This window comes from Clostridium sp. LIBA-8841, assembly GCF_057782475.1.
On record NZ_CM173488.1, the window covers coordinates 1,581,430 to 1,606,680 of the forward strand.

At 27.8% G+C, this 25,251-nt stretch carries 25 protein-coding genes; 10 read left to right on the forward strand and 15 right to left on the reverse strand.

Features of this window, described 5'->3' with window-relative positions; all coding sequences use genetic code 11:
- Nucleotides 1–87 precede the first annotated feature (87 nt).
- Entirely contained in the window at nucleotides 88–852 is a 765-nt protein-coding gene (locus AC2A4K_RS06920; RefSeq protein ID WP_322503682.1) for an alpha/beta fold hydrolase, read from the forward strand.
- Nucleotides 853–1,077: 225 nt separating this feature from the next.
- On the opposite strand, the gene AC2A4K_RS06925 is transcribed toward AC2A4K_RS06920, so the two are convergent.
- The 4 genes from AC2A4K_RS06925 to AC2A4K_RS06940 form a co-directional block, all read right to left on the reverse strand.
- On the reverse strand, nucleotides 1,078–1,380 hold the full coding sequence (locus AC2A4K_RS06925) for a hypothetical protein (RefSeq protein WP_322503681.1): 303 nt from the start codon (nucleotides 1,378–1,380) through the stop codon (nucleotides 1,078–1,080).
- A gap of 39 nt (nucleotides 1,381–1,419) precedes the next feature.
- Nucleotides 1,420–2,121 carry a 5'-methylthioadenosine/adenosylhomocysteine nucleosidase gene (locus tag AC2A4K_RS06930; protein ID WP_322503680.1) on the reverse strand — a complete coding sequence of 234 codons (702 nt, stop codon included), beginning with the start codon at nucleotides 2,119–2,121 and terminating at the stop codon, nucleotides 1,420–1,422.
- Nucleotides 2,122–2,492: 371 nt separating this feature from the next.
- A complete protein-coding gene (locus tag AC2A4K_RS06935) occupies nucleotides 2,493–2,795 on the reverse strand; it encodes a coiled-coil domain-containing protein (protein ID WP_322503679.1) in 303 nt (100 codons plus the stop codon).
- A 25-nt stretch (nucleotides 2,796–2,820) separates the two neighbouring features.
- Nucleotides 2,821–3,459: a hypothetical protein gene (locus AC2A4K_RS06940; RefSeq protein WP_322503678.1), complete on the reverse strand. Its 639-nt coding sequence runs from the start codon at nucleotides 3,457–3,459 to the stop codon at nucleotides 2,821–2,823.
- Nucleotides 3,460–3,730: 271 nt separating this feature from the next.
- Here AC2A4K_RS06940 and AC2A4K_RS06945 point away from each other — a divergent pair, with 271 nt between their 5' ends.
- Both AC2A4K_RS06945 and AC2A4K_RS06950 read left to right on the forward strand, forming a co-directional pair.
- A complete protein-coding gene (locus AC2A4K_RS06945; RefSeq protein ID WP_322503677.1) occupies nucleotides 3,731–4,216 on the forward strand; it encodes a GNAT family N-acetyltransferase in 486 nt (161 codons plus the stop codon).
- A 137-nt stretch (nucleotides 4,217–4,353) separates the two neighbouring features.
- The gene (locus AC2A4K_RS06950) at nucleotides 4,354–4,848 is read left to right on the forward strand and encodes a hypothetical protein (RefSeq protein WP_322503676.1); all 495 of its coding nucleotides are present in this window, start codon (nucleotides 4,354–4,356) and stop codon (nucleotides 4,846–4,848) included.
- 137 nt (nucleotides 4,849–4,985) lie between these two features.
- Here AC2A4K_RS06950 and AC2A4K_RS06955 read toward each other — a convergent pair whose 3' ends face one another.
- From AC2A4K_RS06955 to AC2A4K_RS06965, 3 genes are all read right to left on the reverse strand, one after another.
- On the reverse strand, nucleotides 4,986–5,273 hold the full coding sequence (locus AC2A4K_RS06955; RefSeq protein ID WP_322503675.1) for a hypothetical protein: 288 nt from the start codon (nucleotides 5,271–5,273) through the stop codon (nucleotides 4,986–4,988).
- A gap of 22 nt (nucleotides 5,274–5,295) precedes the next feature.
- Nucleotides 5,296–5,922: a hypothetical protein gene (locus tag AC2A4K_RS06960; RefSeq protein ID WP_322503674.1), complete on the reverse strand. Its 627-nt coding sequence runs from the start codon at nucleotides 5,920–5,922 to the stop codon at nucleotides 5,296–5,298.
- A gap of 469 nt (nucleotides 5,923–6,391) precedes the next feature.
- Nucleotides 6,392–6,769: a hypothetical protein gene (locus AC2A4K_RS06965; protein ID WP_322503673.1), complete on the reverse strand. Its 378-nt coding sequence runs from the start codon at nucleotides 6,767–6,769 to the stop codon at nucleotides 6,392–6,394.
- 294 nt (nucleotides 6,770–7,063) lie between these two features.
- On the opposite strand from AC2A4K_RS06965, the gene AC2A4K_RS06970 reads away from it, so the two are divergent.
- The 3 genes from AC2A4K_RS06970 (at nucleotide 7,064) to AC2A4K_RS06980 (ending at nucleotide 8,390) form a co-directional block, all read left to right on the forward strand.
- Nucleotides 7,064–7,285: a hypothetical protein gene (locus AC2A4K_RS06970; protein ID WP_322503672.1), complete on the forward strand. Its 222-nt coding sequence runs from the start codon at nucleotides 7,064–7,066 to the stop codon at nucleotides 7,283–7,285.
- 209 nt (nucleotides 7,286–7,494) lie between these two features.
- Complete coding sequence (locus tag AC2A4K_RS06975; protein ID WP_322503671.1) at nucleotides 7,495–7,626, forward strand: hypothetical protein; 132 nt, start codon at nucleotides 7,495–7,497, stop codon at nucleotides 7,624–7,626.
- 581 nt (nucleotides 7,627–8,207) lie between these two features.
- Entirely contained in the window at nucleotides 8,208–8,390 is a 183-nt protein-coding gene (locus tag AC2A4K_RS06980; RefSeq protein ID WP_322503670.1) for a transcription initiation factor TFIIIB, read from the forward strand.
- Between the two features lie 189 nt (nucleotides 8,391–8,579).
- Here the strand turns inward: AC2A4K_RS06980 and AC2A4K_RS06985 are convergent, their stop codons facing one another.
- Nucleotides 8,580–8,861 (reverse strand): toxin-antitoxin system YwqK family antitoxin, encoded by a 282-nt coding sequence (locus AC2A4K_RS06985; RefSeq protein ID WP_322503669.1) that lies wholly within the window; start codon nucleotides 8,859–8,861, stop codon nucleotides 8,580–8,582.
- Between the two features lie 313 nt (nucleotides 8,862–9,174).
- Between AC2A4K_RS06985 and AC2A4K_RS06990 the strand changes: the two genes are divergently transcribed.
- The gene (locus AC2A4K_RS06990) at nucleotides 9,175–9,396 is read left to right on the forward strand and encodes a hypothetical protein (protein ID WP_322503668.1); all 222 of its coding nucleotides are present in this window, start codon (nucleotides 9,175–9,177) and stop codon (nucleotides 9,394–9,396) included.
- 473 nt (nucleotides 9,397–9,869) lie between these two features.
- Here the strand turns inward: AC2A4K_RS06990 and AC2A4K_RS06995 are convergent, their stop codons facing one another.
- Nucleotides 9,870–10,433: a hypothetical protein gene (locus AC2A4K_RS06995; protein ID WP_322503667.1), complete on the reverse strand. Its 564-nt coding sequence runs from the start codon at nucleotides 10,431–10,433 to the stop codon at nucleotides 9,870–9,872.
- A complete protein-coding gene (locus AC2A4K_RS07000) occupies nucleotides 10,420–10,545 on the reverse strand; it encodes a hypothetical protein (RefSeq protein ID WP_322503666.1) in 126 nt (41 codons plus the stop codon). Before AC2A4K_RS07000 ends, AC2A4K_RS06995 begins: the two co-directional genes overlap by 14 nt.
- Nucleotides 10,546–11,295: 750 nt before the next feature.
- Here AC2A4K_RS07000 and pulA point away from each other — a divergent pair.
- Nucleotides 11,296–19,470, forward strand: coding sequence for a type I pullulanase (gene pulA, locus AC2A4K_RS07005; protein ID WP_322503665.1), 8,175 nt, complete (start codon nucleotides 11,296–11,298; stop codon nucleotides 19,468–19,470).
- Nucleotides 19,471–19,651: 181 nt separating this feature from the next.
- Here the strand turns inward: pulA and AC2A4K_RS07010 are convergent, their stop codons facing one another.
- Complete coding sequence (locus AC2A4K_RS07010) at nucleotides 19,652–20,458, reverse strand: sugar nucleotide-binding protein (RefSeq protein WP_322503664.1); 807 nt, start codon at nucleotides 20,456–20,458, stop codon at nucleotides 19,652–19,654.
- Between the two features lie 263 nt (nucleotides 20,459–20,721).
- Between AC2A4K_RS07010 and AC2A4K_RS07015 the strand changes: the two genes are divergently transcribed.
- Nucleotides 20,722–21,144, forward strand: coding sequence for an NUDIX hydrolase (locus AC2A4K_RS07015; protein WP_322503663.1), 423 nt, complete (start codon nucleotides 20,722–20,724; stop codon nucleotides 21,142–21,144).
- A 397-nt stretch (nucleotides 21,145–21,541) separates the two neighbouring features.
- A complete protein-coding gene (locus AC2A4K_RS07020; protein ID WP_322503662.1) occupies nucleotides 21,542–23,191 on the forward strand; it encodes an EAL domain-containing protein in 1,650 nt (549 codons plus the stop codon).
- Between the two features lie 209 nt (nucleotides 23,192–23,400).
- On the opposite strand, the gene AC2A4K_RS07025 is transcribed toward AC2A4K_RS07020, so the two are convergent.
- The 4 genes from AC2A4K_RS07025 to AC2A4K_RS07040 form a co-directional block, all read right to left on the reverse strand.
- Nucleotides 23,401–23,853, reverse strand: coding sequence for a GNAT family N-acetyltransferase (locus AC2A4K_RS07025; protein ID WP_322503661.1), 453 nt, complete (start codon nucleotides 23,851–23,853; stop codon nucleotides 23,401–23,403).
- 66 nt (nucleotides 23,854–23,919) lie between these two features.
- Entirely contained in the window at nucleotides 23,920–24,519 is a 600-nt protein-coding gene (locus AC2A4K_RS07030; RefSeq protein ID WP_416173353.1) for a YdcF family protein, read from the reverse strand.
- A 155-nt stretch (nucleotides 24,520–24,674) separates the two neighbouring features.
- Entirely contained in the window at nucleotides 24,675–24,887 is a 213-nt protein-coding gene (locus tag AC2A4K_RS07035; protein ID WP_322503660.1) for a hypothetical protein, read from the reverse strand.
- 29 nt (nucleotides 24,888–24,916) lie between these two features.
- Nucleotides 24,917–25,216: a TIGR04104 family putative zinc finger protein gene (locus tag AC2A4K_RS07040; RefSeq protein ID WP_322503659.1), complete on the reverse strand. Its 300-nt coding sequence runs from the start codon at nucleotides 25,214–25,216 to the stop codon at nucleotides 24,917–24,919.
- Nucleotides 25,217–25,251 lie beyond the last annotated feature (35 nt).

The window sequence follows — 25,251 nt, forward strand, 5'->3', positions numbered from 1 at the left end:
ATAGATAGTTGTAAATTATTGAGAATTAATTTTCTTATTTAACTGGTATAAAAACAGGAATTTATTATGAGAAATGGAGGAGAGGGAATGTCTTATTTTACATATAAAGGTCATTCTTGCTATTATGAGGAGATTGGAAATGGTAAGCAATTATTATTGCTACATGGAAATACGGCTTCCTCAAAAATGTTTTCACTTATCGTTGAAAAGTATTCATCAGATTATAAAGTGATTTTAATTGATTTTTTAGGGCATGGTCAATCAGATAGGCTTCATAAGTTTCCAATAGATTTATGGTACGATGAAGCAGAGCAAGTTATTGAATTTTTAAAGCAGAAAAATTATAAGAATGTATATATTATTGGAAGTAGTGGTGGTGCTTTGGCAGCAATCAATGTGGCTTTAGAAGCTCCAGAATTAGTTGATAAAGTAATTGCAGACAGTTTTGAAGGAGAGGTACCTTTAAAAACATATACCCAAAATATAGCTAAAGATAGAGAAGGTTCTAAGAATGATGAAAATGCAAAAATGTTTTATCAATACATGCATGGCGATGATTGGGAAATCATAGTGGATAATGATACTAATGTAATCATAGAACATGATAAAATAATTGGGAAATTCTTTCACAACCCTTTAAATGATTTAAAAGCAAAAATTCTTATGACAGGAAGTAAGGAAGCTGAATTTATAAGCATCCTTGATAAAGATTATTTTGATTATATATATGGAAATATGATTAAAAAAATAGGTCATGGGAAATATTATCTGTTTGATAAAGGTGGACATCCTGCAATGCTTTCAAATCATGAAAAGTTTATTGAGATAAGTAAGCAATTTTTTAATGAGTAAATTTCTCTAAGTGAAAACTATATCGTGAGTTAAAAGGTAATTAATCTTTTAGCTGTTGTTAAGGGTAGAATGTATAGTTTATGAGTAGTTAGGTAATACTTATATATAATAAGACATAATCCTAATAATACACAAAAGCTCTATGATATTTATAAACATAGAGCTTTTGTGTTTTTTAATTATATTAAATTATAAAAAAATATTCAGCTATATATAATATATTTTTTACTTACAATGTTTAGGGGATAACTCAGTAGTTATATTAATACCAATACCTGCGACTATTCCAGTAAATATGCAATAGGCTAAATCAGACATTGGAATTATATATATACCTAAAAGCCCTACTAAAAGTAAAATCAAAAGTGTATATGCTATAAAAAGAGCAGCTTTATATTCATGGCTTACAGGAATAAATGGTGCTATTTTACTAGATATATTAAATTTCTTATTTATTGGTATAAAAATAATTGTAGTTAAAGCTAAAGCTAATATCATTGGAATTAAGTTGTTTAAAGATTTCATCATATGTACTCCTCCTTTGTTAAATCAGTTTGTCCTAAAATTTTATAAATTAATATCTTGTGAAATAAACTCCAATATTTTTTTCACTATCTCAATAGAGTTAAGAGATGCCATTTCGCAGTTATTCTCAAAAACTTCTATGCCACTTTCATTCTCAGTATCAGTTATTGATCTTATAGCTAGGAATGGAATCTTATTTACATAACATACATGAGCAATGCTTCCAGTTTCCATATCTACGCAAATGGGATTAAAGTTATGAATTATTTCTTCCCTTATATCATTATTTATGAAAGTTTCACCAGTAACAATTTTTCCAAAGTAGATTTTTTGAGCAAAAGTATTTTCATCTAATAATTTCTTGCATATTTCAAGAAGAGACTTGTCTCCTTTAAAGTAAACACTTCTCATCCACGGATGATATTCAGTTAGAATTCCTTCTTCAACATCGTGGTAGGCAACTTCTATTGAAATAACTGTATCTCCTATATTTAATCTTTTATCAATTCCTCCAGCCACACCAGTTACAATAATGTGGGTAACATTGAATTTGTCTATTAAAAGTTGAGCAGCAATTGCAGCATTCACCTTGCAAACTCCACAGTATAAGGATACAACATCAACACCCTTAAAATTTCCACTATAAAAATTTAACATTGCAAAGGTGCTTGTTTTTTTAGCAGAAATATTTTCAATGAATGGCATTATTTCTTCCTCAGAAGGCCCTATAATTCCTATTCTCATAATAGTCACCTCATATTTTATATTTCTTAGTAGAGATCTTATTCCTTTTTATTTTAGTTTTCACAATCAATAAGTTGAACATAGTTATAAAGAAATATCTTTAATTCTTGTAATAATTGTAAAACTATAAAAAAGTATAGTCAAATATTTTCAAAGAATATGTAATTAAAGTAGCGTAAAACTAGCCTTTATGGACAAAAAATTATTAAGGTTCACTAGGTATACTAGAATTAAAAAAGGAAATAAAGAACCAGTTAGTATACATTGCTAACTGGTTCTTTATTTAAAGGGTATATAACTAGAAATAATATTTAAATATATTGTATATGAATTTTTAAATATATATAGAAAATTATCATTTAAATAAAATCTTAATTACTATTGCTACTTTCTAGTTGATCAATAGATTCATTAGTTTTCTTTAATGAATTATTTAAATCATTTAACTGTTTTTCTAAGTCTTCTTTTTGAGCCTTAGCTTTAGAAATTTCTTCATTGGTTTTAGTTAGAGTCTTTTTAGAACTACTAATATCACTGATTAATTCAGAATGAGGAGTCGTTAAGCTTGGATCAATTTTTGGTGCTGCACCAATAAAAGAAGCTATAGAAAACACGCATATTCCTAAAAAGAATTTTAATGAACCTTTTAGCACTTTTTTTAGCTTGTTTTTCATAAGTCATAGTCCTTTCTTCTTTATATTAATAACATTTTGAACAAGGTGTATATCCTCTAGATTGAGCTTCTGATAGTGAAATACAACTTGTGTTAGCGGGATTGGTTTTACCACAATTATTAATACGATGATACTTCTTGCCAGTTGCAGTTATGTACACCATGTCACCAACTGGTTTAGAAGGTTGTTGATTATTAGAAGAGGAACTATGTGATGTGCTTGAATTACTACTACTATTATTATTATTATTAACATTATTATTGCTAGCATAGCTTTCATTAGAATTGCTTTGAGAGCTTTGATTATTATTTTCAGCCTCCTTATTAGCTAATCTATCAGCCTCTTCTTTGGCTTTAGCTTCGGCTTCTTCTTTTTTCTGTTGTTCTATCTTAGCTGTGGTATCTTTTAAAACTTCCTCACGGTTTTGTTTTTCAGTAGTGAGCTTACTAAACTCATCTTGCAAACTACTTACATCTTCATTTAGAGTAGAGAGTTCTTTTTGAGAGTTATCTACTTTTGTTAACATTGTAGCTTTTTCTACTTTTAATTTATCAATTTCTTCTGGTGTTGGATTTTTATAAAAAATAAAACCTGCAATAATACCAATTATAGCTACTATAATAAAGCCTTTCCTTTTCTTTAGAAATGATGTTAATCTGTTCATTTTGTCCTCCTTACTTTTAATATCCGTTAACTAATATAACATAAATTTAGAATATTATGTATATAATATTACTAATTTTTTAACAGTTAAGGATAATTTGTAAATAATATTTAATTTAAATTGGTTAGTAATAGCATTTTTTATAGAAAGTATATGTGAAAGAATATTTCTAATAATGGTCAAATTTTAAAAAAATATTAATCTAAGTAATATTAATATCATAAAGATACTAAGTTTAATTATATTAATGGAGTTTATTGGAGGAAATAGAGTGAGGGAATTTGATGTGAATTTTAGGAAAATGAGTAATAATGAATTTGAAAAATTTATTGAATTAAGTGTTTCAGATTATGCGCAAGATTTAATAAAGTCAGGGATGTGTAATGAAGAAGATGGATTTAAAAGTTCGAAAGAACAATTTGATGAGATTCTTCCACAAGGGAAATACACAGAAAATAATTTCTTTTATATGATTTCAAATATTAAAAATGAAGATATAGGAACTATATGGTACAGCAAATTTAATCAAGAGGTAGCATTTATTAACAACATATTAGTATATGAGAGTTTTCGCATGCAAGGCTATGGAAAACAAACTTTGCTTTTGATTGAAAATGAAGCGAAAGAAAAAGGACTTAATAAAATACTTCTTCATGTATTTAAATTTAATCATATAGCATTTGCACTATATAAAGATTTAGGATATAAAGTAGTTGAAGAGAATTCTGGTAAAATGCATATGGTAAAAAGTATTTGAGTAAAGAGATGTAATATAGTATTTTAGTAATTAAAATGTAATTTATAATAGGTTTAATTGTAATTATTAGAATATTATAGTAAGATACAATAATTATAATAAGATTAATTATTGTATGATTTAAAGAGGGGAATAAAATGAGAAGTAGGAGTCTAGGTGAGGTTTCAAAGAAAGTAGTACTAATGATGATACTTTTGATATGCACAGTATCATTTATTGGATGCGGTAGAAATAGTGAGGATAATTTAAAAATTACTGAGGCAGATAATGGTATAATTAGAGAATACATTGATAATAAGACTGGTAATAAAATTGTAGTTAATGAAGGACATGTTTATAGTGCTTTTAAAGTTTTGGGAACAGATAAAAATGAAATATATCTTTGGGTTTTAAAGGAAAACAGTGTTGGAAGTGGAGGATCTATGCCTGTACTTCTTAAAGCGAGTAGAGTAAATGGTGAATTAAGTATAACAGACTTTAAAATTCCTCGTGATGGAGAAGAATATGTAGAAGATATAAAAGAAATGTTTCCTAGATATGTTAGAAAACAAATATATGCAGATGTTAATACTTATAATGCTATGATTTATGAACTTCAAGAGCAAATAAATGAATTAAAAAAGAAAGGGTAATTTTTTTAGGTTGTCCTTTTTTATTTATTTAAGAGGTATGTTTTAGTTGAGTGGTGCTTTTTAGATATTCCATTTAAAAATATGCTTAAATAGAAAAAGATATGAAGTGTAGAGAAAATACTTCATATCTTTTTTAATTATTGCTTTAATAATTCTATTGATTCATTAGTTTTATTTAAATTCTCTTGAAGCTTAGTTATTTCCTTTTCTAAGTTTTCCTTCTGAGACTTTATATCAAATATATCTGAATTTACTTTACTTAAATTTTTTTTGTGAGTATTAATAGATGTATTTAGAGTTTCTTGACTCTTTAATAGATTTGAGTCCATTTTAATACTTTGACCAAATCCAAAACTAATAAAAAATATAAATATTCCTAGAAAAACTTTTAATACTCTTTTTAATATCTTATTATTGCTATTCATAAACTATGCTCTCCTTATAATGTTAATAACAGTTTTTACAAGCTGTAAGTCCTCTTGATTGAGCATCAGATAATGGTACAGCATTTGTTGTTGCTGGATTAGAATTACCACATTTTTGTTTGCTATGATATTTCTTACCGGTTGCTGTCACATAGACCATGTTGCTAACAGGCTTAGTTACTTCCTTACTACCTGAAGAATTACTAGATGAACCTGAAGTAGAACTATTAGAATTATTATTACTATTATTAGATGAAACTTGTCTAACCTTTTTAGCTTCCTCTTTAGCTAATCTATCAGTTTCCTCTTGTTTCTTTCTTTCGGCTTCTTCCTTTGCAAGTCTTTCAGCTTCTTCCTGATTTTGCTTTTCTATCTTAGCAGTAGTTTCTTTTAAGATTTGTTCCTTTTCTAGATTTTCATTCTTTAGGAATTCAACTTCTGTTTGAAGTTTAGAAATATCTTCGTTTAATAAGGAAAATTCTTCTTTTGAACTTTCTAGATTGCTCAGAACTGTTGTTTCTTCGACTTTTAAGCTGTTGATTACTTCAGGTGCCGGATTTGAGAAAGAACTATAACCTAAAGCAACGCTTAAGGCAGCTATGATGATAAAGCCTTTTTGTTTCTTTAAAAATGATTTGAAATTTTCCATTGTAGCCTCCTATTTCATTAGTGTCCTGAAATAATATATCATCTAAATTGGAAATTTTACATAATGTTTTCTAAAGTTAAAAAATAATGCTGTTTATTTACGAAAGAGTTAAAAAATTCAATTTAAATTCAAATAAATATAGGGGACTATATAACAATATTTATAATATTGGTTAGAGTATTATTGGATTAAAAAAGCCGAAATTATAAAGTTTATTATTAACTTTCCTTGATTAAAACACTTAAATGTATTTATTTCTATGATTATCATATAATCTGAAAATTTATATTTATTACCATATTCTAGTTTGAAAATTCTAACTATATCTGGTGTCATAGACGCTTCTTCAAAGACATAAATAGACAATACATTAAGATATGGAATCTAGACAACTTATATTGTAATAAGTGAAGTTTTACAATAGGGGTATTTATATATGTTCTATAAAAATATATTATTATTTTATTAATTACTTTTTACTCCATTTAATTTCAAAATCACCGGAATGATTTATTCCTATGGCTGTGAAACGATAATAACCATTCTGCGGAATTTCTATATTAGTTGTATCTTTTAAATCAGCAACTATGTTATCATTCTTATCCAATAATAACAAGAGAAGTTCACCTTTATTAGTAGTGCTACTAACAGTACATTCTAGAAAATCACCCTTATTGAACTTTATTTTTTTATAATACTTTCCAGTAAATTTTTCATAACTCCCATTCATTGATGTCTTAGTGGAATTTATATCACCATTCACAAGCAAGCCATTTTGTACCCTACATGAGACAAATAGAGTAAAACTAAAAATTAGAAAAACTAATATAGAAAGCCTTTTCCTCATGGTACACCTCCTAAAAGTATAATTAGGTATTAAAATTCTTTCCATTAATAAATAATAATTTAACCATATTTTTAGATTTTAATGCTTCAAGTATTATAGGTTCTCTCATAACATATCTTAATATGTACTTTTATTTTCTATAATTATCTAAAGTTAGAATTCTTTTTAAAACCATAATTACTGTATAATAAAATTTCTATATTGGAATAGGTCAAAAAAATAAGGGCAAATTAGTAATATTAAATACATTAGATTTTTTGAAGAATATTAAGCTTATAAAGGAGAAGGATAGATATGAAAGTAAAGTTAGTATGCCAAAGAGATTATGAAACGAAAGAAGTAGAGTTACCTATGGATGAAAAAGCATTATTAAAAATTCAAGGGAGGGTCCTTGATAGAGATACCTTAGGATATATAGCAGGAGCAGATGTAAAATATTATGATGAGCAGGGAAATGAAATAGAAAATGTATTTCTTCTAAATAGGAAGCTTCAAAAGGGTATCAAAAGTTACTAACTAACTTATTTTGATACCCTTTTATTATATTGTTAAATAACTAATTTTCACAAAGAGGTTTAAAGAAGATATCCTTAGAACTATTGATTCTAAGGATATCTTTTAGTTTTTATTGAATGTGAAAGTACTAAAAGAGTAATAAGGTATCTTTACATAAATATGCAAAACATGATGGAATTTTCTACTATATCAAAGGCGAAGGTTTTGGCGTGCTGGAGGATAGAGAGGTAGAATTAATAGTAGGCAAAGTTTTTATTGTTCCTTCAGGGAAAATGCATGATTTACGTTCAGATAGCAATTTATATGTTAGCTCTTTTTTTATTCCTGTTGTTGAAGAATAAAAATATATAGGGCTATCAATACTTATATATTATTTGTACAAAATAATAATAAGTTTTAAAATAGAAAGTTAAGTAGGAACTTTTTAAAAATCTTCTTTATTAGCAGTAAAAAGCTATTTGGACTTTTGCATCCTATGTCTTTGATGTCAGAAAAATAATATAATAATGAAAAATATTATGAAAAAATTTTATGAAAATTTACAATAAAAGAAGGGTTTTGTAACAAAAAACTCAAAATTATTATACAACTTTTTACTTTAAAATAATTTTACATATATTTCTAGCCTAAAGAATTTTCATGTGATAATATTTAAGATATAGACAGATACTAGTTGTTATTAGAATTTTATTTTGTTGGGGTATCTAGGGGGAGTAAAATGTTAATTAACATAGCATTTTCCTTTGAATTTTATATTGTGCAAAATAGATATAAAGAGATTTAAAAAGAAATCTATATAAAAATTATGTTTAGGGTTAATAGGGTATTTATTTTAAGAATTTATTTGTAATAAGAATTTTTAGAGCTAAGTTACTGTGTCTTTTCTTAAGGTAAAGTCACTATGGATATTGGGGGGAGCGAAGTGGATATAACTAAGTGTCCATTATGTGGATGTACAGATATAAGAGAAGGAGAACTTGAAAAGTATAAAGAGCTAATTAGTTCAAATATTATATTTCCAAAGTCAGTACCAGTCATAGTGAATGTATGTACAGAATGTGGTTATATACTGAGAATGAGAGTGGTTGAACTAAGTAAAGTTTAAAATGATGATATAACAGAAAGTTCTTAGAGGAATTAGAGAAAGTAAGTCAAACTTTGAAAATTTTATAGAAATGTAGTGAAAAGAGAGGGAAACTATGATAAACATTAAAGTATTTCCTCTCTTTTATTATTAATTATTATAAATTTAGCTTTCTCTAAGTGCTTGATTATATTTTCATAATACTTCATGCTATTTTGATTTAATGGGCTTCCCGTCCATGAATTCCTTATTATATTCTACTTCATTATCTTTATTAAGCCTTATCCATGTACCATGTTTCTTATTGTTCTTAAAATTTCCTATTTGACATAGGTGGGCAGATTTCTTATAAAACTTCCATTCACCTTCCATCTGATCATTTTCGAAAGGGCCTTCAGCTTTTATTTTTCCACTTTTATAATAGTAGGTAAGTATATTTTTAGAATAGGTATAAATATCTTGACCATTTGCGTACTTCTTTTTTTCTAACATATTTATTCTCCTTATTTCACAAAGTTAATATTAAAAATTTTAAAGCATTTTACACTTATATTTCTTTTAATTTTATAGTATTACCTTCTATTACACAATATTTTACAAGTACGTATTAAATTATAATTTCTTTATATGTTAATTATAATATGTTGCATATTCTAGCTATAAAGTTACAACACGAGATATTATAGCTAGAAATATTGACTATCTATTAACTATTACATTTTATATTATATTTTGTAAGTAAATAGTGTAAAATAGACTTAAAGCAAATAGCTAATAAATGTTTCAAAAGAAGAGGAGAATTAATATGAATAAAGGACAAGAAAATTTTTTCAATTTCATAATAGAAAGAGTAGATATAGAAAATCAAGATAAAGCTAAGGAATTATTAGCTGAAAGTTTTGGAAAACAAGCTGATGGTACATTTAATCAAGAGTACATGATGGCTTTCATTCCTAGAATGTTAGAGTTAATAAAGCCAGAGTGTGTTGAAGAAGTTAAAAACATAATGAGTAATCATAGAGCATAAAAGCTTTTAAATAAATTAGTTTAGAAATTTTATTAGAGAATTTAAAGAGTTTATAACCCTTATTTGTAATATATTTAAAGTTACAATAAGGGTTATTTTTATTTACTAACTAAATGAGCATTTCTATTTGAATAACTTTCTTTAAAATATTTACTAAGATGTTTTTTTCAAAGCTGTTAAAACTATTTTGTAAATGCTAGTGATAAATAATAAAATACTACCTGTAATTAAAAAGATATTCCTACCTGTTTTAAGCTCACTCATAAAAAATATTAGTGCAACTAAAAAACTTAATAAAGATAGTGCATAACTTATAATTGAAATATTATCATTTTTATCTATGATTCTCTCCTGGTTATTGTAATAATACCCATTTATTCATATAATTAATAAATATTGTAGAAATAAATTAAATATTAATAGATGAAAATAAAAATAGGGCGCTAAATACTAGTATCCTGTTTTTAGGTGGATTAAAAGCCAGCAATCTCTTCATCATATACAACATTATAATCACTATCTAAGCCTTTTATATAGCTCGCTTCTTTTTTTTCAGTATTTTTATACCAAGCAAAAATAAACATTTTATTTTCATCTAATTCATAACTTGAAATAGTTTCTTTATTCTTATCTTCTAATACTATAGTTTTTATTTTATGATCATTTACATAACCATATACTTTAGTTATAGGTTCAGAGTTTTCTGTAGACCTTGAAGTATAAGCATTAAAAGTTAATTGCTTAGAGTAATCTATTGGATGTCCAGCTGGATAATTAACTGGATACCATTTAATTATTTTTCTTCTAACAGTACTTTCTGAAAACCAATCCTTATATTTACATAGATAAATTTTTTCTCTACCTAAGTCCACAGTTTTAATTACATCAGAAGGTCCATAATATACTGATTTTTCTGATTGTTCATGAGTTTTTAAAGGAGTGAAGCTTCCAGGAAAGAATATTTTAGAGCAAACTAGTATAAGCAGTATTGCTAAAGACCATTCTATAATTGCACTATATTTTTTATAAGTTCTCATTAGCTTCACCTTCTTTACTAAGTGGAATTTTCATTTCACTTTTTCTATCATACCAGTCAATTTTAATAGTTAAATATTTTACATCTTCTCCTATCTTTTTATCAAGTTGCATTAACCCTTCTTCTCCCCAAAAATTTGTAGAGGCACCTCCAGCTACTTTGATATATTCTTCTCCTTTATCATCAAATATTCTAAATATACTTTTTGAGAAAGACTAACCTTGGGTAGTTCTAATTTGTCTATATCTAACATATGATTTATCTTCAGTGTTAATAATTCTTTTTATGATTAAATCATCATTATCTATTTTCATCTTTTGATTTAATTCAATTACTTCTGCTTTGCCTTCATTAACAAGTGATTTTATGCTTTCATTATAATATTTGCCTTTAGGTAAGCAGGCAAATCCTATAACACAAAGTATAAGTAAACAAATTACTATTATTGATCTTCTTAATCCCTTAATCTTATTCCCCTCCCTATAAAAATATCAATTATTATTAGCATTTATAATAAAGATAATATACCATAAAATAAATAATATGGAAATAAAACGGTTTTGAAGAAGCGTAATATTTTGAAAATATATAACTTAAAATGAGTAGGTAAAATAGAAAATAAGAAATTTATCTATGAAAAGAAAAGGGGAGACTTATGATGGTGTTAAAAAAGAAAATGAATTTTTAAAAGGAATTAAGCAAGGGTTTAGTATATTTACAAAAGGAACTATTTCAAATATTAATTTTATTTAGTTATTTTTGTATAATGTTACAAAAATACTAAAAGTATTGAAAACGTTATTATGAAAGTGTTAATATTAAAATGTATCATTAAAAATTAAATACGAAAGGGGTTTGTTATAGTGAGTAGGAGGAAAAAGATTAAGTCTATTTCTATGCTAGTTTTATTCACATTCTTATTTAGTTTTCTGCCTCATATGCCAGTAATGGCTGAAGTGGAGAACAATAATACTAAAGAAGTGGAAAAAACTTTAGTTCAGAATGAGAGTGAAGCTTTTGCTGTAGTTGTGGGAGATTTTTTAGAACAAAATGGTAACGGTTCCGATTGGGATCCCACAAATATGAAAGGAGTGCTGAAAAAGTATAAAGATGGTTTATATGAGGGTACTTTAAAGCTAAAGAGAGGCAATTATAATTACAAAATTGCCATGAATGGAACTTGGAATGAGAGCTACGGTAATAATGGAGAAAACATAGCGTTAAATTTACCAAAGGATTCAGAAGTAACATTTAGATTGGATTATAAAAATAAAAAGGTATATGATTCAATAAACAATCCAGATCAATTTAAAACTAAAGCAATCTTAACAGGTAATATAAAAAATATAATTGAAGGGGCTTCTGATTGGAATCCTGGTAACGATACCGAAAAACTTGATTATATAGGTGGAGGCATGTATAAAAAGACTTTTCCTATAAAAGAGAGTGCTCAAGGAGAAGATTTTAACCTAGAGTATAAGGTTTCCTATAATGGTGATTGGAATAATGGAGAAGTAGCAGACAATGCTAAAGTAGTAATTCCAAAGGGAACAAAAAACATAACTATTTTAAGCAATTACTTAGGGAATTATGTTACAGATTCAATTCAGAATCCAAGTCTTTCTAATACATTTTCTTTAATAGGAACAGTTAGAGAAGGAAATGGAGATTGGGATGTAGCTAATAAAGATTTTGAAATGCACAATATCGATAGAAACAAGGTTTTATATTCAAAGGTCATGAAAAAAGGAGCTTATGAGTATAAAGGACTTATAAATCATTCTTGGGATAATGGAGGAATACCAGCTCAAGGAAATGTTACTTTAAATGTGCCAGAGGACAGAAATGTTATCTTTGTAGCAGATTTAAAAGCAGATAAAATATACGATTCAATAAACAATCCTAAAGAAATAAATGAAGCACTAGGAATAAAAGATGATGGAAATACAGATGGAGATAATAATGGTGGCAATACAGGAGATGGTGAAAATAAGCCAGATGAAGTAAAGAGCCCTGTAATAAATGATGATGGAACAGTAACTTTTAATGCTAAATTTAATGGGGATAGTTTATATCTTATAGGTTCAATGGTATCTTGGGACACAAGCAAACAAGTTGAAATGAAAAAAGGTGAAGATGGTGTATTTAAAGTAACAATGCCTTTATCAGGAGGAGTTTACGAATATAAGTTTAAACCTAATAAAGATAATTGGGATAACTCTTTCACTGACCCAGCAAATAAAGCTATGGCTAATGGAAACTCAGTATTAAATATGCCAGGCTTAGAGATTGGTGGAGAATCAAGTGTAGAAGTGGGTAAGGATATGAATTTACTTGCATACATCTATGACACTGAAGGAAATAAAAAAGAAGCTAATGTTACTTGGTCTTTAGAAGAACCTGTAAGTGGAGTATCAATAGAAGGAAATACTTTAAAGGTTTCTAAGGAAGCAGATTCAAGTAAAAAAATAAAGATTAAAGCAACTGATGGAAAGTATGTAGTTATTAAAGAACTTTCTATTTTATCTCAAATGTATACCTATACAATAAATTACTATAGATTTGATGGTAACTATGATAATTGGAATTTATGGTTATGGGAAACTGGTGGAGAAGGAAAAGGATATGACTTCAATAAAAAAGATGAGGCTGAAAAAGGCTTTACAAGAGCAGTTTATAAATTCCCATCTGATAAATTGAATTTCATGGTTAGAAAAGGAAATTGGGAAGATAAAGATGTTGCACATGATAGAACAATAGAAGTTAAGAATGGAAATAACGTAGAGGTATGGTTAATACAAGGAGATGAAAACGTCTATTATGATAAGAATGATGTGGACACTTCGCCTAAATTAATATCTGCTTTAATGGATAGCAAAACAGATCTTTTAGTTACTTCAGCTGGAAAAATAGAGGATTCAGAATTAGATTCCTTTAAGCTAGTTGATAAAACTGATAATAAAGAGCTTAAAATAAGTGCAGTTAAAGTAGCTGATAATAAGGTTAAATTAACTTTAGAAAAAGGATTTTTCAGAACTCCAGAAATAGATCCAAGCCATTCTTATGAAGTAAGCAGTGATAACTTTAGAGCGACTAAGGTTACTATGAGAAAAATTTTAGATGATCCAGAGTATTTCTATAATGGAGATGACTTAGGATTAACTTATTCAAAGGATTCTTCAGCATTTAAATTATGGGCTCCAACAGCTAAGGATGTTAGCGTGGTATTATATGATAATGCAGGAACTTATGATGAAAATGGTAAGGTAACAGATAATACTGGTGGAAGAGAAATTCCTATGACTAAGGAAGATAAGGGAGTTTGGAGCTTAAAAGTTAATGAAAACTTAGATGGTAAGTACTATATGTATAAAGTAAGCTTTGCTGATGGAAAAACTAATTATGCTATAGATCCATATGCAAAGGCTGTTTCAGCTAATGGACAAAGAGGAGCTATAATTGATTTTTCAGCTACAAACCTAGAAGGATGGGGAAGCGTTAAGAAACCACCTATGTTAAATCCTACAGACTCAATTTTATATGAAATGCATGTTAGAGATTTTTCAATATCTCAAGATTCAGGCATGAAAAATAAAGGAAAGTTTGAAGGAATGGCAGAGGAAGGAACAAAGGTACCAGGAACTGATGTGAAAACAGGAGTAGATCACTTAAAAGAGTTAGGAATAACAACAGTTCACTTATTACCATCCTTTGATTATTCTTCAGTAAATGAAGTAAGTAATAAACCTCAATTTAACTGGGGATATGATCCACAAAATTACAATGCTTTAGAAGGATCATACTCAACAAACCCAGAAAATCCAACATCAAGAGTAAAAGAATTTAAAGACATGGTACAAACTCTTCACAAAAATGACATAAGAGTTGTTATGGATGTAGTCTATAACCATACTTCTGGAACAGGACAAAATTCAGCTTTTGACCCAGTTGTGCCAGGATATTTCTATAGAACTGATGATGAGGGTAAATACACTAATGGTTCAGGTTGTGGTAACGAGGTTGCAACTGAAAGACCTATGGTTAGAAAATATATAAAAGATTCTGTTAAGCATTTAGCTAAAGAATATGATGTAGATGGATTCAGATTTGACTTAATGGGATTAATAGATACAAAAACTATGAGTGAACTAACAACTGAGTTAAGAAATGAAGTTGATCCAAGTTTAATAATATATGGTGAACCATGGCAAGCAGGAGGAAGTGCTCTTCCACAAGACCAACAAACTTTAAAAGGAAGCCAAAAAGGTAAAGGGTTTGCTGTATTTAATGATAATTTTAGAGGAGCTATAAAAGGCGATAGTGATGGAGCTGGACAAGGTTTTGCTACAGGAGCTACAGGTAAAGAAGGAGATATAGTAGCAGGTGTTAAAGGAGCCGTTGACGACTTTACTGATAGTCCAAGTGAAACAATCAACTATGTAACAGCTCATGATAATTTAAATCTTTGGGATAAGATAATAAAGGCAGCAGGCAAAGAAAGTGAAGCTGGTTTCTTAGAAATGAGAGATGGAGCTTTAATAGGAGAAGATGCTAATAATTATTCTTCAGTTCAAGAAGCTGTTGAAAAGAAAGCTAAACCATATAGTGTAATAACAGAGGCTAATCCTTTAGACAATGAATATGTAAGAAGAAGTGTATTAACAACTGCTATTACAATGACTTCACAAGGAATTCCATTCTTCCAAGCAGGAGATGAATTCTTAAGAAGTAAATATGGAGATCATAATAGTTATAAGAGTCCAGATGCTATAAATCAAATAAACTGGCAAAACAAAGAGAAGTTTAGTGGAGTATTTGATTACTATCAAGGATTAATAGCTTTAAGAAAATCACATCCAGCATTTAGAATGGATACAAAGGCTGCAGTTGAAAGCAACTTAGTAGTAAGTAAGGCTAACGATAATGTAGTTGTATTCCAACTTAAAAACTTTGCTAATGGAGATTCATGGAAGAATATAGTAGTAGTTTATAATGGAAATAATGCTGAGAAGGAAGTTGGACTTCCACATCAAGGTGACTGGAATGTAGTAGTAAATGAACACAAGGCTGGAACAGAGGTATTAGAAACTCTTAAGGGAGCAAACTCAGTAAAAGTTGCACCTTTATCAGCTAAGGTTCTTTATGATGAAAGCGTAGATGGAGAAGCACAAACACCAACTTCAATAGATGTTAACCCTTCAAGCTTAAAACTAGATATAGGAGCTTCAAGTTTCTTAAAGGCAGTAGTTAAAGACCAAAATGGAAGAATAATTCCTAACTCAGAAATCAAATGGACCGTTTCAGATGACTCAGTAATAAAGGTTGATTCAAATAATGGAAAAGTAACTGCTTTAAAAGAAGGAAAAGCAATTATAACTCTAAGTTCTGGAAGTTTAACTAAGGAAGTAGATGTGGAAGTAGTTCACCTTGTTCCAACTTCTTTAGAATTAGATGGACCAAATCAAGTTTATACAGGTAAGGATATTCAAATTAACCCTACTGTTAAAGATCAATTTGGTCAAGTGATGACAGGAGCTAATATAGAGTGGACATCATCTGATGAAAGCATAGCTAAGGTATCAACTCTTGGAGTAGTTCAAGGAATAAACCAAGGTAAGGTTAAGATAACAGCTAAGAGTGGAGCTGCAAAGGCGACTAAAGAAATAGAAGTTAAAAAATACACTAAGAAATATATTGAATTCACTTATGTTAGAGATGATAAAGACTATGATGGATGGAACATTTGGACTTGGCAGACAGGAGTAAATGATGGACAACAAAACTTCACTGAGATTAAAGATGGGAAGGCAGTAGCTAAGTTTGAAATAGCGCCAGATGTAACACAGGTTGGATTTACTTTAAGAAAAGGAACTGGTTGGGATGAAAAAGACCCATATGATTCAGACAGATATATAAAAATAGATCCATCAATGAATGTAACAAAGGTGACTATTAAGAGTGGAGTGGGAGAATTCTTCCAAGTTTCAGCAATAAAGAATGCTGAAATAAAAGAAGGAAACATTGACTTTAAATATAGAGATGAAGCTTTATATGAAGAAAATAATCAATCTTCAATAGATAAGGTTCAAGTTAGGGTTACTTCTCCAGGATTATTATTTAAGGATACAAAGACTTATGGTATGACTTATGATTCACAAAATGAGTTCTTTGGTTATTCATTAAAAGATATAAAACCTGGCACTTATGAATATAGCTTTCTAGTTACAAAGGATGGAAAGACAACAGAAACTGAAAAGCAAACAATAGAATATTCTCCATTGAAGATAAATGGAGAGGTTACTTTCGCAAATAATGAGGTTAACTATGATGAAAATGCTCTTGTAAATCTTAAATTAAGCGGAAGTGATGCTAAAAAAGAAAATATAAAAGAAATTTATATGGATCTTACTAATGTAGGTGGACCTAATAAAGTTTTAATGGATTTAGATTTATTAAAGGATGGTTCACTAAGTCAAAGTATTGGAATAAATGATAGTGTACCAACTGGAGAAAAGGAAATACCAGTTATAATAGTTGATAAGAATGGAGAAAGTCATAAAGCTTCAGGAAAGTTAACTGTTAAATCAAAGGTTGGAGTTGGTCCTTTAGACTTTGGATTTGATGAGTCAAGAGTTTACTTCACAGTAACAGATAGATTCTTCAATGGAGATAAGAGTAATGATGATCCTCATGGAAATAATTATGATAAGAACAATCCATATACTTATCATGGAGGAGATTTAAAAGGATTAATAGATAAAGTTCAATACTTAAAAGAACTTGGAATAAATACAATTTGGATAACTCCTATTGTTGAGAACACTGACTTTAATCAAATGTTCTCTCAAGGAAAAACTCAATATTCATATCATGGTTACTGGGCTAAGGATTTTGAAACATTAGATCCACACTTAGGAACTATGGATGACTTAAAAACATTAATAGATACAGCTCATGATAATGGAATAAAAATAATGGTTGACGTTGTTTTAAATCATACTGGTTATGGAATGAAGAATATAGATGCTAATAGTGGAGCTAATAACTATCCAACAGATGGAGATAGAGCTAAGTTTAATGATATGCTTAGAGAAAATCCAGGAAATGACTTCATAACTCAAGAGTCAGCAGGACTTCCAGATTTCAAAACAGAGGATCCAGAGGTAAGAGAAAAGATAATAGATTGGCAAACAGGATGGATTGAAAGATCTAAGACCGAAAAAGGAAATACTATTGATTACTTCAGAGTTGATACAGTTAAGCATGTTGATAACACTACATGGAAGGCATTTAAAAATAAATTAACAGAAATAGATCCAAGCTTTAAAACTATTGGTGAATATTTTGGTGCTGATATAAATAATGATGGAGGACAACTTCAAAGTGGACAAATGGATGCTTTATTAGACTTTGGTTATAAAGGTAAAGCAAGAGATTTTGTAAATGGAAATATTGAAGGTGCTTCAGCTTATTTAGATGATAGAGCAAGCAAAATAAGTAACACTAACTTAATGGGACAATTCTTAAGTAGCCATGATGAAGATGGATTCTTAAAAACTGTAGGAGATGATCTAGGAAAGCAAATGCTTGCAGCATCTCTTCAAATAACAGATAAGGGTATTCCTGTTATATACTATGGAGAAGAACTTGGAATGTCAGGATGGAATGGCTTTGAACAAGGAGATCAAAATAGATATGATATGGACTTTAAAAGATTAAATGATCCTAAGTACAAGAAGGTTCATGACCATTATGAAAAACTTCTTAATATAAGAAAAGAATATTCTAAGGTATTTTCAAAAGGTGATAGAAAAACTATTGCTGGAAGTAATGAAGAGGGATATTCAGTTATTCTAAGAAGCTATAATGGAGGAGAAGTTACTCCTATGCGTTTAAATGCTACTAATGAAGTAACTAATATTCCAAATGGACAAAACCTATTTGTTGTATTAAACACTAAGAATGAAGGTAAAGATGTAAGCTTTAAAACAAACTTCAAAGAAGGAGATAAGGTTAAAGACTTATACAGTGGAAATGAATATTCAGTAGGTGAGGAGGGAAATGTAAACGTAAAGGCACCTTCAAAAGAAGATGGAGGAACTGCTATCTTAGCTCTTAAAGAGGATAGTGTACCACCAGCAGTTATAAATAATGCTCCAGAAATAAATGCTAAAGATGTTACTTTAACAGTTGGAGATAGCTTTGACCCAATGAAGGGAGTAACAGCAGAAGATAAGGAAGATGGAGATTTAACAAAGGATATTAAGGTTGTAGAGAATACGGTTAATACAGAAAAAGCTGGAGATTATAAAGTAGTTTACAAAGTAACTGATAGCCAAGGAGCTTCAAGCACTAAGGAAATCAATGTTAAAGTAAGTGAAAAGGAAGTTCCTCCAGTAGAAGAAAATACAGCTCCAACAATCAATGCTAAAGATGTTACATTAACAGTTGGTGATAACTTTGATCCGATGAAAGACGTAACAGCAGAGGACAAGGAAGATGGAGATTTAACAAAGGATATTAAGGTTGTAGAAAACACAGTTAATACAGAAAAGCCAGGAGACTACAAAATAGTTTACAAAGTAACAGATAGCCAAGGTGCATCAAGCACTAAGGAAATCAATGTTAAGGTAAATGAAAAGGAAGTTTCTCCTTCAGAAGCGGTTAAGGTAACTGGAGTTAAGCTAAACAAAAAGCATTTAAACCTTAAAAAAGGTGAAAGTTATACTCTAAAAGCTAAAATAAGTCCAAAGGATGCAACTAACCAAGAAGTTACTTGGTCATCAAGTAATTCTAAGGTAGTATCCGTTGATGAGAATGGAAATATAGAAGCAAAATCATCAGGGGAAGCTGAAATAACAGTAACAACTAAGGATGGTGGATTCAAAGCTACATGTAAGGTAAAAGTTAAACACTCAGGATTTTTACCTAATACAGGATCAGTAGGTGGAAGGATAGTAATTGTAATAATTGGAGTTGCAGCTATTGGTTTAGGAGTGGCTATGCTTCTATGGAAAATAAAAGGTGTTAAAAAATAATAAAAACTAGAGTTATAACTATATAAAAATAATTAAGCAGTAAAAAGTCACTTGCTTTCAAAGAGTCAAGAGTACTTTTAGAATTTTAATAAAACCTCCTTTAGCTAAATGGAAATTGGTAAAAACTTATTTCCAAAGCTAAAGGAGGTTTTTTATTATATATATCAACAATTATAATTTATTAAATCAAAGAATTTATTATATCTTGGGTAGATACTTGTAAGGCTTTAGGTAGATCTTTATTAGAGCCTAATGTAGCCCTGCAAGAATCATCTCCATATTGAACTTCATTAAATTTAACGTTGCTATAACCTAATTTATTTGTCAAATTCCTTATAAAATCAAAGTGGTTGACTTCATCAATACTACCTAAGTGAAATATTCCCTTTGAATGGCTTTGTAAAATATAATGTATTTGTTTAGCAAGTATTTCATCAGTATTATTATTTAAAAACATATTTGTAATAATCTCAATAGGCTCATTATTGTTTAAATTTTCTTTAAGCTTATTTAATCGTGGAGAATTTTTACCCCAAATCATAGGTAGTCTAAATATAACACATCTACTTTCTATGTTATTTAATAAGAAATTTTCTGCTTGTATCTTAAATTTTCCATAGTCTGTATCAGATGACATTTTATCATTTTCATAATATATTTTCTTAGGATATGCATCAAATACATTCCAAGTAGATACAAAATATACAATGGAATTATATGCTTTTGAATAATTAACTATTTCTTTTATTACATCAAATTGTTTTTCATAATCACCAGTTAAAGAAATTACTATTTTATCAGGTTGATACTTACTAAGTATATCAAGTATTAAATGAAGATTTTCTATTTCAAACTTTATCATTTCTACATGATCAATATAAACTTTATTCTTGTTATATGTACCATAAACTTTGTAGAAATCTTTTAATTCATTACATAAAGCCTTACCAACTAAGCCACTTGCCCCTAATATTAGAATCTTTTCCAAAAAAACTCCCCCTTTATGTGAATAATATAATTTATTTATTACTTTTATTTAAGTATATACAAATAAGATATAACATAAAACAATATTTACCAATTGAGTATAAATAGTACTTATTAAAAGTATAGATAAAAATTAAATTTATCGTTAATATTGTTAATTTCCAGAGGTGAAATTTATTTTTATGGTATTATATGGACATAATATTGGGTATTGTATAGAAATTATTATGGCAATTTAAATATTTAGAAATTGGAGAGGGTATTATGCTAAAAGTGAATTTTTACGAATTAAATAAGGTGGAAGAGAGTAGACCTTTATTTGCTGTTATTGTGGCGCGCTATAAACAAAAATGTTTATTTATAAAGCATAAAGAGAAAAAGACTTGGGAAATACCAGGTGGTCATAGAGAAAAAGATGAGGATATTAATACCACTGCATTAAGAGAGTTGGTTGAAGGAACAGGAGCAAAGGATTTTAAAATTACGCCAGTATGTATATATTCAGTAGATGATAAAGAAGCTAAATCTTTTGGCCAGCTATTTTATGCAGAAATAGATAAACTTGACGAATTACCTGATTCTGAAATTAGGGAGGTTAAATTATTTGATACAATACCTGTAAATTTAACACATCCCTTAATTCAGCCGTATTTATTTAATGAAGTTATTAGGCGTATATACAATTAATAGAAGTAGCAAGAGTACATGATTACATTTATTCTTAGAATATTAAAATTAATAAAGTCAGAATATGTTGAAGAAGTTAAAACATAATTCTTAATCATAAAGCCTAAATTTATTTTATATAGAATATTAAATTTTGATAGAAATTAAGATAAGTACTCTACATTGTAATAATTTAAAAGTTACAATGTAGTTTTTTTATTTATATTTCACTAAAAGGATAAATATATAATCTATCAATAAAAAACAAGCTATTTACTTAATATGTAAGTTATGATAATATTCCACTTGGAATTTTTAAACAAGAATTTAGATGAGTTTAAATTCTTGTTTAAAATTATGTAGATATTATTATAAGTATAATTAAATTTAATAGAAAGGATTATAAAGGGTGTATTGTATGAGAAAGAAAAAAGTCTTTTTTATAAGTATAGTGATTTTTTTCGTTGTTTTTACAAGTCTAATTATATATGGATTTTCTAAGAGTACAGTTAATGAAAATCACCAAAAAATAAAGGTAGGATTTTATGAGAGTTATCCATATTATTATCTTAATAAAAATTTAAAACCTACTGGATATTATAATGATTTAATGAAGTCAATTTCTAAAAGATTAAATATTGATTTTGAGTATGTTGATTGCGATGTTTCTGATGCCTTAGAAAAGCTTAAAGATGGAGAAATAGATTTACTATTTGGTGTTAATAAAACACAAAATAGAAAAAAGATATATGAGTATACAAATCATTATATTAATAATGAAAATTATGGTATATATACTGATAGGAATATTGAAAATGGTGATATAAAAGCATTAAATGGTTTAAAGATGGGATATATAAATGATGAAGTAAATAATAAATGGATTTTAAATTTTCTTAAAAGTAAGGATATTAATGTTGATTTAGTTTATGCTTCATCCTATGATGATGTAGTGCAACTTTTAAAAGAAAAAAAAGTTGATTTTATAGTACTTAACAACGATAATAATGCATTTTCAAAAAGTGATGATGTTAAATGTATATTTGATTTTTCCTCTGGACCAGCATATATAGTATCTAGAAAGGAAGACTCAGAGATTATTGATAAAATAGATAAAGTTTTAGGAGATATGGAGAATTCTAACAATTCTAGCTATAAAAAATTATATCCTAAATATTTTAATAAATATACAAAAAAAATGCAAATTACCAGTTTATTAATTATTATTTTCATGATACCTTTAAGTATAATTATTATAAGAAAAATCAAAGCAAATATAAAATTAAGAAAAAATAAAAGAAGAATTATAGAAAATTTAAATAATAATAATTTTCTTCTTTATTATCAACCAATTGTAAATGCTAGAAATAGTCAAGTGGTAGGATTTGAAGCTCTTTCAAGATTAAAATATAATGATAAGATTTTATCACCATATTATTTTATAAAAGAAGTAGAAGATAATAATATGATGCTTGAATTATCCCTATGGAACCTAAAAAAAGTAATATTAGATTATGAAATTATAAAAGATTATGATGTTGTTAAAAATAATAACTTTTATATTTCATTAAACGTATCTTTTAAAGAGATGGAAAATCAAAAATTTTTAAACTCTGCAATTAAAATAGCAAATGATTATAATATGAGAAGTAAAACCATATGTCTAGAAATTGTTGAAAAATTTGCAGTTAAAGATATAGAAAAGATACAAAGTGCTATAAAAATATTAAAAAGACATGGTTTCTTAATAGCTATTGATGATTTTGGAGTTGAGTATTCTAATTTAGATTTATTAAATAAGATAGATTCGAATATAGTAAAATTAGATAAATATTTTATTGATAATATAAATTCTACTATAAATATGAAAATAATAGATTTTATATCAGAAGTATGCAAAATTTCAGATAGAACAATTGTATTTGAAGGGGTTGAAGAAGCGTATCAAGTTGACATAATTAACTCTTTTTCTTATGAAAAGATGTATATTCAAGGGTATTTTTTCTCAAAACCATTAGATATTCAAGATTTAGAGAATTTAAAGATAAAAAGTATTTATTCTAAATAGGACATGCTATGAACTTTACATATGATTTTAATTGTTTTAGCTACAATATTTAACAGGATATCATGCTTTACAAATAAAAGAGGATTTTCTTTAACAACTGGATGTTATATTTAGTAGCAGGAGTTATAAATCAAAATAAAAAGAGATATCAAGTATTTGATATCTCTTTTTTACTTTAAATCATTAATATATTTTATTAGAGTTAGCAATTATTCTAAAATCCACTCATAGATACACTTTTGCATTTCACCATTTTTATACATGTCATTGTATGGTGGTAAGTCAACTATATCTTTAAGTTTAAGCCCTGTCTTTTCACAGGTCCTCCTTGATGGAAAATTATCTGGATTACAGGTTATTATAAGTTTATTCATTCCATGTGCTATAGCTACATTTTTTATAATTTTACAAGCTTTAGAAGCGTAGCTATTTCCTCTATAAGCTTCTTCAATCATATAGCCAATATTACCACCGTAATAAGTTCCCTCATTATGACCTATTCTAACATCAATAGCTCCTATGATGTTATTTGAGTCATGAAGAGTAATTTTATATTTATATGCAGGTACGTACCCCTTTTCTGGATCAGATGGTATTTTTTCTTCAATCTTTAAATCTATTTCTTCATCTGTTAAGTAATTAAAAGCTTTAAACTTAAACATAAATATTCCCCTTTTTTAAAAGATTTTAATTAGAAAGTTAATAAGTTTAAAAATAAGTTGTTGATTTTATACAGGTTTATTTAAATTTTTTATATATTCTTCAAAATAAGAACCACATTTCTTAAGTTCTCCAAGAACTCTATTTATTCCGTAGTCAGATTTATGCCAGTTATCCTTAGAAATCCCTTGAGTTTCTACTGGAACAACATAAAACTTAGTATTTGGATATGCCAAGGAATAAGTCATTAAAGCTCTTCTAGAATGAAAGGATTGGCAACATAAAATTGCACTTTTAACTTCTAAATCTAAATCATCTGTAACTTTCCTTGAGAAAAAGGCATTTTCATATGTATTAGTTGATTTTTCTTCACGTAAAATAGCCTCTAAGGGAACAGTATTCCTATTTAAAACTTCAGAACAAAACTGCCAATCTGATTCATAATTACCAGCATATTTTTCATTTTTTATCTTTTCATTAGGAAATCTCTCTAGCTTACAAGAAAACTTACCTGATGGTAAAATATATTTAGCGAAACCTTGCTTATACAATAAGCTGGCTTTCTCACTTAGTTCATGTTTAGAGGAACCTGGTATGAATATTAAGTCACACGGTTTTGGTTCATCTTCAACAAAAATAAACTTTGTTATATCATCTAATATTCTCATTTGGCATCTCCTTTAAATAACTTTCTATTGCTTTCATAATTTTATCTAAATCTATATGAAATTTTGACGCAAAGAATAAATTTCATAAGTTTAATTTTAATATAAGGTTTTATTTGAAAATCAATAATGTTTTAAAATAAATCCTTATATATAATTTACTTAGAAGTATTATTATCACATTTTTTCTTATTTGAACTATAAATTGCAAGGTTAGAACAAAGTATAGTGGTCATAGCAGCAAGTAATGTATATGAATTTCTTAGTGGATGACCTTTAATTATTGAATAAATTATACTTAGTAGAATTACAATCATACCAAACAAAGAAACATAGATACCAAATTTGGATATTTTTAAAGAATCTTTCATTTTCATAACCTCCGTAAATTTAGTTGTTTTCATAATTTCATATATTTCTTACTATCATTACTTTCTTTAAATCTTACCATGAATGGAGTCATAGGAATAATGATAATTAGGTATAGAATACAATATGAGAAATTAAAGGATTTAATGTAACCTTCTATAAGAAAAGGGAATACTATCAATAATGAAATGATTACTCTAGATAATGGAATAACCTTATATTCAGTGTTACAATTACTACATTTAATATAGCCATATCCAGAAAATCCCCATAATGCAACTAGTAGGTCTATATATGAAAACTTTTCTTTGCATTTAACACATTTTCGCATAATATTACCTCCTAAAATAGTTTTAAACTATCTAT